The following is a 9,531-nucleotide window of genomic DNA, read 5'->3' on the forward strand; positions in this document are numbered from 1 at the left end:
ATTCCCGGGCACCGAGCAGTTCCCGTCGCCGGCCCAACCGATCGCGCCGACGGTCACCCAGCCTGCTGCCACGCCCCAGCCGCAGCGCAACCTGACCCCACCCGAGAACTATGCGGAGATGCCACGGCCAACGGCCAAGCTGACCGCGGAGGACATCGCACCTGTGAATGACGCGCACGGCCCGAGGAACAAGATCGGGCCGACCGGTCGGCCCGTTCCCGACCTGCCCGTGCCGCTGCCGCCGACGAAGACCGGCCCGGCGCAGGTGATCGCGATGTGCAACCAGAAGGGTGGCGTCGGCAAGACCACCACCACGATCAACCTCGGCGCGGCGATCGCCGAGACCGGCCGCAAGGTGCTGCTGATCGACTTCGACCCGCAGGGCTCGGCCTCGATCGGCCTCGGCGTGCAGCCGCACGACCTGGACATCTCGGTCTACAACCTACTGATGCAGCGCGACATCACCCCGGACGAGGTGATCCGGCCGACCCGGGTGGAGAACCTCGACCTGCTGCCGGCCAACATCGACCTGTCCGCGGCCGAGGTGCAGTTGGTCCAGGAGGTCGCCCGCGAGTACACCCTGCAGCGCGTGCTCGAGCCGATCATCCCGAACTACGACGTGATCCTGATCGACTGCGCGCCGTCACTCGGCCTGCTCACCGTGAACGCGCTGACCGCGTCCAACGGCATCGTCGTACCGCTGGAGTGCGAGTTCTTCGCGCTGCGCGGACTGGCGATGCTGACCGACACGATCGGCAAGGTGCAGGACCGGCTGAACCCGAAGCTCGAGATCGTCGGCATCCTCGGCACCATGTTCGACGGCCGCACCACGCATGCCCGCGAGGTGCTGGACCGGGTCGTCCAGGCGTTCGACGAACGCGTCTTCCACACTGTCATCCGGCGTACCGTCAAGTTCCCCGAGACCACGGTCGTCGGCGAACCGATCACGACGTACGCGCCATCGTCCCAAGCGGCTACCCAGTACCGCGACCTTGCCAAGGAGGTGCTGGCGCGTTGTCCCGCCGGGTGAGCCTGCCAGGTGCCAGTGAACTCTTCGGGGGTGCGGCACCGAAGCAGACCAGACCCGAGAAGCGCACCACTCCAGACGGATCGGCGTTGGCCGACCGCCCGTCACCGAACGGGCGGTCGAGCACGGCCGTGGTCGACGACCGCAAGTCCAGCGGCCGGATCCGGCACGACACGAAGATCACCGTGTACGTGACGGAGGAGGAGCTGATCGGCCTGGAACAAGCGCGCCTCGCGCTGCGCAAGGAGCACGGTCTGTCCGCGGACCGCGGCCGGATCGTCCGTGAGGCGATCGACGTCCTGCTGGCCGACTTCGTCGACCACGGGCCGGACTCGGTGCTGGTACGGCGGCTCAAGGCCTCGGAATGAGCTCGTCGGACTCGGCGTCACTGCCGCTGGACCTGCCGTCGTCGGTGGGTACGGCGGACGATGCCGCCGTGCCGACTGTTGCCGAGGGCAAGGGGTTCAGTGTTCACCTGGTGAACTTCGAGGGCCCGTTCGACCTGCTGCTGCAACTGATCAGCAAGCACAAGCTGGACATCACCGAGATCGCCTTGTCGGTGATCACCGACGACTTCATCGCGCACATCAAGGCGCTGGGGTCCGAGTGGGACCTGGACCAGACGTCGGAGTTCCTGCTGATCGCGGCGACGCTGCTGGACCTGAAGGCGGCCCGGCTGCTGCCGAAGGGTGAGGTCGAGGACTCCGAGGACCTGGCGCTGCTGGAGGCACGGGACCTGCTGTTCGCGCGACTGCTGCAGTACCGCGCGTTCAAGCAGATCGCGGCGCTGATGCAGGAGCGGATGGCGGCCGAGTCCAAACGCTTCCCACGGGCCGTGGGGATGGAATCGCAGTTCGCGGAGCTGTTGCCCGAGGTGCTGCTGGGGATCGACCCGGCCGGTCTCGCGGCGCTGGCGGCACGTGCGCTCGCGCCGAAGACCGACGTACCCGAAGGTGTGTCGCTGGCCCACCTGCATGCGCCGGCGGTGACGGTCCGCGAGCAGGCTTTGGTGATCGTTGACCGGTTGCGGCGACAGCGCAGTACGACGTTCCGCGCGCTCGTGTCGGACTCGCCGGACACGGTGACGACGGTGTGCCGGTTCCTGGCGCTGCTGGAGCTGTTCCGGGAGGCGGCGGTCTCGTTCGACCAGGTGACGCCGCTGGGAGAGCTCACGATCCGCTGGACCGGCTCGGACGAGGGCGAGATCGACGTCAGCGACGAGTTCGACGAGGTCGCCAAACCCGAATCCGAGGAGGGCGAGGCACCCGAGGTCTCCGACGAGGTGGACTTCCTCGAATCCGGTGAGAGCCTGACCGAAGACGACAACCCCGAGGACACCGCCCAGCCCTCCGAAGGACCCGACGAGACGGTGAACCAGTGACCGAACAACACACCCCGACCGCCCCGGACACCACGCCCGAGCCAGCCGAGGACACGGTCGACCCGTCGGAACCCGAAACCGCAAGCTTCGTCGACGGAGGCGTTGAGGATGATGACGCGGACGGGGACGCCGAAGCGGCTGGAGACGCCGCGGACGCTGAGCAGGCGACGGCTGATGCGCCTGCCTCCGAGGCTGCCGGCACGGATTCTGGTGCTACGGATGCCGAGGACGCTGGCACCTCGTCCGCCGAGGGTGACTCCACGGCTGACGACGTCGCCGACGTACCGGGGGACGAGGATTACCTGCCGCCTGGGCAGACCGAGGTGCCGGTCGGGGATGAAGTTGTCATCGATGACGAGACGATGCGGCGGGCGCTCGAGGCGATTCTGATGGTGACGGACGAGCCGTTGCCGGTGCTGACGCTGGCTCGGGCGGTCGGGCGGCCGACCGGAGATGTGGCATCGGCGTTGGAGGCGTTGGCCGAGGAGTACAACGAGCAGGGGCGTGGGTTCGACCTGCGTGAGGTGGGCGGCGGCTGGCGTTACTACACGCGCGTGGAGGCGGCGCCGTACGTGGAGCGGTTCGTCCTCGACGGGCAGCAGGCGCGGCTCACCCAGGCCGCGCTGGAGACGCTCGCGGTGGTCGCGTACAAGCAGCCGGTCAGCCGCGCCCGGGTCTCCGCGATCCGTGGGGTGAACGTCGACGGCGTGATGCGTACGCTCGTCGCCCGCGGCCTGGTCGAGGAGGCCGGCGCCGACACCGAGTCCCAGGCGACCCTGTACCGCACCACGTCGTACTTCCTGGAACGCATGGGCATGCAGTCCCTGGACGACCTCCCCGAGCTGGCGCCGTACCTCCCCGACATGGACGACATAGAAGACGAACTAGCCGCCCAAACCCTCCCCCCGGCATCCCCCGAGGAGAGCGCCCCCACCGAGGAGCCAACCGACGAGGCCGGCGAGGGTGACACCGGGGTCGACGGTGATCTGAGCACCGACGAGTCACGCGAGGGTGACACCGGGGTTGATGGTGATCTGAGCACCGACGAGCCGGTCGAGTTGGATGTTGAGCATGAGCCGGGCGAGCTCGAGCCGTCTGAAGAAGTCGAGCCTGCCGGGTCGACCGCGGACGAGGGCGAGCTTCAGCCGTCTGAGGAAGGCGAGGCTGCCGGCCACCGTGGGACCGCTGAGTATTCCGGGTTTGGGGATGGGCGGCGGGATGGGTGAGCAGGAGGGGATTCGGCTGCAGAAGGTGCTGGCTCAGGCGGGGGTGGCCAGCCGGCGGAGTGCTGAGATCCTGATCGAGGAAGGCCGGGTCGAGGTTGACGGTGCGGTGGTGACCGAGTTCGGGATGCGGGTGGATCCGGCTGTCTCGGTGATCCGGGTCGACGGTGAACGCATCCCGCCGACCAGCGCCCACGTGTACCTGGTGCTCAACAAACCCCGCGGCGTCGTCACCACGATGTCGGACCCGCAAGGCCGCCCGTGCATCGCCGACTACGTCCAGGACCGCCCGGAGCGCCTGTTCCACATCGGCCGCCTCGACACCGACACCGAGGGCCTGCTGCTGCTCACCAACCACGGCGAGTTCGCGCACCGCCTGACGCACCCGTCGTACGAGGTCTCCAAGACGTACGTCGCCGAAGTCGACGGCAACGTGAAGCCGGCTGTCCTGCGCAGCCTCCTCGACGGCATCGAACTCGACGACGGCCCGGCCCAGGCCGACACCGTCAAGGTGGTCTCCAGCATCCGCGGCCGCACCCTGATCCAGATCAGCCTGCACGAGGGCCGCAACCGCATCGTCCGCCGCATGTTCGACGCCGTCGGCCACCCGGTCAAACGCCTCACCCGCACCGCCATCGGCCCGGTCCGCCGCGGCAACCTCCACACCGGCGACCTCCGCGAACTCGACCCCAAAGAACTCGGCCAGCTCCTCGACCTGGTCGACCTCTGACGGCAGGTCAGGGGATCACTCGCCGAAGAGGTTTCCGTCGTACGGCGGGTTGGGGTAGTACTTCTTCACCACCGAGTCCCCGACAGCGGGATGCGGATGGTGTAGAGCGCGCCGCCGTACGTGTTGGCCAGCAAGGTGTCGTACGTCGCGGTCTGGCTGATCAGTGCCATCGTCTTCACCGACGTGTACCCGGTGTACACCGCGCGCTTGGCCCAGCCGGCGCTGGTGACCGGACGATCGAGGTGCCGCCCGAGGTGCGATCGTCCGCGGGTCCGCGCCCCCCGGGCTGTACAGCAGGACGGGACGTCGTACAGGAATCGCGGGCGCATCGACGTACGAGTGCGTCATCGTGGCCGCCCAGTCGACGCCACTGGTCGGCAGCTCCGGATGCAGGATGCCGGCGTCGAGACCCTTGAACAACGCGGCCGCGGCCGGCGTGAGGTGAGCAGCAAGCGGATACCCGCGTACGGCGGCCGGCGGGTAGAACACCGTGGTCATCAGCTCACGCGTCGTCGCACCGTTCCAAGGATCGGACCGATCACGGTCCACCAGGTGGCGAGTCGTCGTACCGACTCTCCACGGTCCAGTCGGTGCTGGCAGCCTCAGTGTCAGGTCAGCGCGCCGGGCGTACGCCGGTACCGACAGAGCGCCGGCCAGAACGGATGATGCGACAGCGATGGTGAAGGTTCGTCTCCTCATGACGTCGACGCTGGCAGTCGCAACCACCGTCGTCACTACTGTCGATCGGACCTCCACCCGAAGATCCACCCACCGGTCTGGACCGGCCTCGACATCGTGCTCGATCCAGGGACGGTTGACATCAAAGGGATAACGCCGTGAAACGGCGCGCCTGAGACATGGCCCGGTTGTCGGAGCTGCCACGTAGTGTGGGTGTGTGAACCGGCGAATCTTCGGTCTGGAGAACGAGTACGGCGTCACGTGTACCTTTCGCGGTCAGCGCCGACTGACCCCCGACGAGGTGGCGCGGTACCTGTTTCGGCGCGTCGTGTCCTGGGGGCGGAGCAGCAACGTCTTCCTCCGCAACGGGGCACGGCTCTACCTCGACGTGGGCTCCCACCCGGAGTACGCGACCGGTGAGTGCGACTCGGTCACCGACCTGATCGCGCACGACAAGGCCGGTGAGCGGATCCTCGAGGGTCTGCTGGTCGACGCGCAGAAGCGGCTGCACGACGAGGGCATCTTCGGCGACGTCTACCTGTTCAAGAACAACACCGACTCGGCCGGCAACAGCTACGGCTGCCACGAGAACTACCTGGTCAGCCGGCACGGCGACTTCGCCAAGCTGGCCGACGTACTCATCCCGTTCCTCGTCACCCGCCAGCTGATCTGCGGCGCCGGCAAGGTGCTGCAGACACCGCGCGGTGCCGTGTACTCCGTCAGCCAGCGCGCCGAGCACATCTGGGAAGGGGTCTCGAGCGCGACCACGCGGTCCCGCCCCATCATCAACACCCGGGACGAGCCGCACGCGGACGCCGAGCGGTTCCGCCGGCTGCACGTGATCGTCGGCGACTCGAACATGTCCGAGACGACCATGCTGCTCAAGGTGGCCAGCACCGACCTGGTCCTGCGGATGATCGAGGCCGGCATCGTGATGCGCGATCTGACCCTGGACAACCCGATCCGGGCGATCCGTGAGATCAGCCACGACATGACCGGCCGCCGCGAGGTCCGGCTGGCGAACGGTCGCGAGGCGAGTGCCCTCGACATCCAGGGCGAATACCTGAGCAAGGCACGTGACTTCGTCGACCGCCGCGAGCTCGGGACGCCGGCCGTCGAGCGGGCGCTGTCGTTGTGGGAGCGGACGCTGAAGGCGATCGAGTCCGGCGACCTGAGCGGGATCGAGCGCGAGATCGACTGGGTGATCAAGTACCGCCTGATCGAGCGCTACCGGTCGCAGAACAACCTCGGTCTGGCCAGCCCGCGGGTCGCGCAACTCGACCTGGCGTACCACGACATCCACCGGCCGCGCGGTCTGTATTACCTGCTCGAGCGCAAGGGCGCGGTCACCCGCGTGGTCGACGACCTGCGCATCTTCGAGGCCAAGTCGGTGCCGCCGCAGACGACCCGGGCGCGGCTGCGCGGTGAGTTCATCAAGCGTGCGCAGGAGCGCCGCCGCGACTTCACCGTCGACTGGGTCCACCTCAAGCTGAACGACCAGGCCCAGCGCACCGTTTTGTGCAAGGACCCGTTCAAGTCCCATGACGAACGAGTCGAAAAACTCATCGCCAGCATGTGAGTGCTGCTCGTCCCGGTCTCCGTCGGGCTGTGACCGTACGTGGTGTGACCTAACGGTGACGCATGCGGACAGTGGCGTTGTTGGGGGTGCAGGCTAGGGTGGGCGGCGTTGTTGCCCCTGAGTCGATTCGGCGCGGACCGCGCCGGGATGTTTTGAGGTGCTCGTTCGTGCGCAAGTTGTTGAGTCTGGTCGCGGTGGCGGCGCTCGGGTCCGGGCTGGTCGCCTGTGGCTCCGAGGAACCGGAGTTCGGTGCCGGCGGGATCAAGGTGACCTCGGAGTTCGGCCAGAAGCCGACCGTCACCCATCGCGAGGGCGACCCGGAGAAGACACTGGTGACCGAGGTCCTCAAGGAGGGCGACGGGCCGGAGGTCAAGAAGGGCGAGCTGCTCACCGCGAACTACCTCGGCCAGATCTGGCGGGACGGCAAGGTCTTCGACAACTCCTACGACCGGGGTGCGCCGTCGTCGTTCCCGATCGGGATCGGCGGTGTCATCGCCGGCTGGGACGAGGGATTGGTCGGCAAGAAGATCGGCAGCCGGGTGATGCTGTCCATCCCGTCCGACAAGGGCTACAAGGAGACCGGCAACGAGCAGGCCGGGATCAAGGGTGACGACACGCTGATCTTCGTCGTCGACCTGGTCGGCGCGGCGGCGAACGACACCCCGCTGGACGCGACGCCGGCCACCTCCGCGGCGAGCAAGATCAAGGTCACCGGCGAGCTGAACGCCGAGCCGAAGGTCGCGGTGCCGGCCGGGACCAAGGCGCCGGCGAAGCCCGGTAAGCCGGTCGTGTTCGCGCTCGGCAAGGGCAAGCCGATCGAGGCGGGCAGCCAGCTGGTCGGCCGGTACGTCGTGTACGACTACACCGGCAAGAAGCAGGCCAGCACCTGGGACGGCCAGCCGGCCGCCAACGGTCAGCCCGCGCAGCCCGGCGCCCCGACCGACCAGCTCCAGGTAGGCCCCGGCCCGGGCGGCCAGGCAGGCGCGCTGGACGGACTGGCGGGTATCCCGGTCGGCAGCCGTGTCCTGGTCGAGCTCCCGCCGTCGAAGGACGCCAAGGGCAAGGCGATCAACGCTTTCGCGGTCATCGACATCCTGAACGCGTTCCCGGCACCCAAGCAGCAAGGCCAGTAAACCGGCCTGCGGCCGGGTGGTGGGGGTGGCGTTCCGCCCCAGGTTGAACGTGGTTCGAGGGCGGACTCCCCGTGTGGGGGTCCGCCCTCGGGCTTTCTAGCGGTGGAACCAGCGGTTGGTGTCTGGGTGGAAGGTCAGGATCAGCGCCGCGAGCAGGGCGCTGAGGTGGATGGTGCGGAGGGTGGCTGAGATGAGGAACGAGGCGGACCAGTCGAGCTGCGTCAGGTCATTCTCCGCCAGCCACGAGACGGGCTGGTAGACGAGGGACGCGAGCCCCACGGTGCCCAACAGACCGGCCAGGAGATAGCGGGACCACGCCACGCCGCGACGGAAGAAGCGGTCGATGGTGACGAACAAACCGCCGTACACCAGGGTGCGAACGGCGAGCTGCGCGGCCAGTGCAGGCATCGAGATCCCGTCGCCGACCGCGACGACCGCGCCGACAACGGACTCGGCGACGCCGGCACCAACGGCGAGCAGCCACATCCACGTCGCCCAGTGAGCGGTCAGCGGTGTCTGAGGAGGAGCAACGGTTGCCATGCTTCCAGCGTCGCCGCGAACGCCCTGTGAATCAGGAGTACTGAGACCCCATCCTCGGTGGTGGTACGTCCACCAGACCGGCCGCGTGACGGCCGGCGGCCGCGGCGGCTTCGAAGTACGCGCGGTCTCCGTCGAGGTCACGCCCCATCGTCGACAGCTTCACCGGCGCTGCCCGCATGGCGTCGTACAGCCCGTCGACTCCGACTCGTACGACGCGGTGCCGTGCCTTCAGCGGTTCAGCGGCGTCCCGGACCGCATCGCCGAACTCACCCGGCAGATCCGGTACGACGACATCCGCCGGCTGGAGCGCCACGCGGCCGTACGCAGTGAGGCTGTGATGCGAGATACCCCGGTGCCGCGGTCGCGGGTCGGCCTCTGAGATCCGCAGCGACGCAACAGCCCGACCACCCAGCGTGCCGACCGCGTTGACCGCCTCACCCGACTGCACCCCAGAGAACCCCCACCGAGTCCCAGTACCGAGGTTGCCCGGCCCCTGCGTCAGTACGACGATCTCCGCCGCCAGCACATGCACAGCGGTCAGCAGCCCGGTGTGAACCGTGACAGCCTCCCGATCGCCGCCGTACGCCTGCCCAACGGTCACAGTCCCGCTCAGCCACCCACTGTCCCGCAACGCCGCCACAGTCCGCGAGAACGCCAGTGGCAGCGCCCCACCATCAGTCATCACGTACACGACCCGTGTGGTCGGCCGAGCCTCGTAAACACCAGCCAGTACGGCGGGCAGCGCCGAGTGCAGGTCCGCCACGACGACCGGCGTACCGAATAGGTCGTCCGCATCACGCAGTACGTCGTGGTCCGGTGAGTCCTGCTCGTCCGCACCCAGCACCATCGTCTGCAACGGCGTATAGCGAGCCTTGACCAGGTGACCGTGCTCCGGTGGGTCAGCAGGCAGCCGATCCGGCACGGCGACCACCAGCGCGTACCCGCCCGTCCCCAGGCCCTTGTCGAGCGCTCCGACGTTCAGCAACACCCGGTCGCCGGCGACCGGGGTACCGACCAGCTCTGGGTAGGCGAGGGCGCGCACAGTCTGCTCACCGACCGTCACACTCAGTTCAACTGCTCCGGCCCAGCTCCGCCCGACCTCACGCACCACACCGTCACGCCAACGAATCACACCGGGACTCTAGTTGTGATGTCTCAGGACATAGGTGACAGTTCTGCATCAGGACATCGGTGACACTCGATGTGTCAGGACATCGGTGACGATTCAGGGGTCTTGGCG

General features: G+C 68.1%; 10 protein-coding genes. 7 read left to right on the forward strand and 3 right to left on the reverse strand.

The window, feature by feature from the left end; genetic code table 11:
• Positions 1–118 precede the first annotated feature (118 nt).
• The 5 genes from ACGFIF_RS43835 to ACGFIF_RS43855 are packed head-to-tail and all read left to right on the forward strand — an operon-like array spanning position 119 to position 4,361.
• Positions 119–1,030 (forward strand): ParA family protein, encoded by a 912-nt coding sequence (locus tag ACGFIF_RS43835; RefSeq protein WP_393163809.1) that lies wholly within the window; start codon positions 119–121, stop codon positions 1,028–1,030.
• A complete protein-coding gene (locus ACGFIF_RS43840; protein WP_393163788.1) occupies positions 1,015–1,395 on the forward strand; it encodes a hypothetical protein in 381 nt (126 codons plus the stop codon). Before ACGFIF_RS43835 ends, ACGFIF_RS43840 begins: the two co-directional genes overlap by 16 nt.
• Entirely contained in the window at positions 1,392–2,408 is a 1,017-nt protein-coding gene (locus ACGFIF_RS43845; RefSeq protein ID WP_393163790.1) for a segregation and condensation protein A, read from the forward strand. The genes ACGFIF_RS43840 and ACGFIF_RS43845 overlap by 4 nt, the downstream gene beginning before the upstream one ends.
• Positions 2,405–3,634: an SMC-Scp complex subunit ScpB gene (gene scpB / locus ACGFIF_RS43850; protein ID WP_393163793.1), complete on the forward strand. Its 1,230-nt coding sequence runs from the start codon at positions 2,405–2,407 to the stop codon at positions 3,632–3,634. The genes ACGFIF_RS43845 and scpB overlap by 4 nt, the downstream gene beginning before the upstream one ends.
• Complete coding sequence (locus tag ACGFIF_RS43855) at positions 3,627–4,361, forward strand: pseudouridine synthase (RefSeq protein ID WP_393163795.1); 735 nt, start codon at positions 3,627–3,629, stop codon at positions 4,359–4,361. Before scpB ends, ACGFIF_RS43855 begins: the two co-directional genes overlap by 8 nt.
• Positions 4,362–4,376: 15 nt before the next feature.
• Here ACGFIF_RS43855 and ACGFIF_RS43860 read toward each other — a convergent pair whose 3' ends face one another.
• A complete protein-coding gene (locus tag ACGFIF_RS43860) occupies positions 4,377–5,060 on the reverse strand; it encodes a hypothetical protein (RefSeq protein ID WP_393163797.1) in 684 nt (227 codons plus the stop codon).
• Between the two features lie 196 nt (positions 5,061–5,256).
• Here ACGFIF_RS43860 and pafA point away from each other — a divergent pair, with 196 nt between their 5' ends.
• Entirely contained in the window at positions 5,257–6,618 is a 1,362-nt protein-coding gene (pafA, locus tag ACGFIF_RS43865; protein ID WP_132217139.1) for a Pup--protein ligase, read from the forward strand.
• Between the two features lie 167 nt (positions 6,619–6,785).
• Complete coding sequence (locus tag ACGFIF_RS43870) at positions 6,786–7,751, forward strand: FKBP-type peptidyl-prolyl cis-trans isomerase (RefSeq protein ID WP_393163799.1); 966 nt, start codon at positions 6,786–6,788, stop codon at positions 7,749–7,751.
• A 96-nt stretch (positions 7,752–7,847) separates the two neighbouring features.
• Here ACGFIF_RS43870 and ACGFIF_RS43875 read toward each other — a convergent pair whose 3' ends face one another.
• Together ACGFIF_RS43875 and ACGFIF_RS43880 are read right to left on the reverse strand one after the other, a co-directional pair.
• Entirely contained in the window at positions 7,848–8,291 is a 444-nt protein-coding gene (locus ACGFIF_RS43875) for a hypothetical protein (RefSeq protein ID WP_393163801.1), read from the reverse strand.
• Positions 8,292–8,322: 31 nt separating this feature from the next.
• A complete protein-coding gene (locus ACGFIF_RS43880; protein WP_393163803.1) occupies positions 8,323–9,423 on the reverse strand; it encodes a DUF3866 family protein in 1,101 nt (366 codons plus the stop codon).
• Positions 9,424–9,531 lie beyond the last annotated feature (108 nt).

Origin of the sequence: Kribbella sp. NPDC049174 (genome assembly GCF_043197365.1) — a bacterium.
In the GTDB taxonomy this organism is placed as follows: Bacteria; Actinomycetota; Actinomycetes; order Propionibacteriales; family Kribbellaceae; genus Kribbella.

Coding starts and splice junctions, on each gene's coding strand:
- ACGFIF_RS43845 (WP_393163790.1), top strand. CDS start 1,392: ATGAGCTCGTCGGACTCGGCGTCACTGCCGCTGGACCTGCCGTCGTCG.
- ACGFIF_RS43855 (WP_393163795.1), top strand. CDS start 3,627: ATGGGTGAGCAGGAGGGGATTCGGCTGCAGAAGGTGCTGGCTCAGGCG.
- ACGFIF_RS43860 (WP_393163797.1), bottom strand. CDS start 5,060: ATGAGGAGACGAACCTTCACCATCGCTGTCGCATCATCCGTTCTGGCC.
- ACGFIF_RS43875 (WP_393163801.1), bottom strand. CDS start 8,291: ATGGCAACCGTTGCTCCTCCTCAGACACCGCTGACCGCTCACTGGGCG.
- ACGFIF_RS43835 (WP_393163809.1), top strand. CDS start 119: ATGCCACGGCCAACGGCCAAGCTGACCGCGGAGGACATCGCACCTGTG.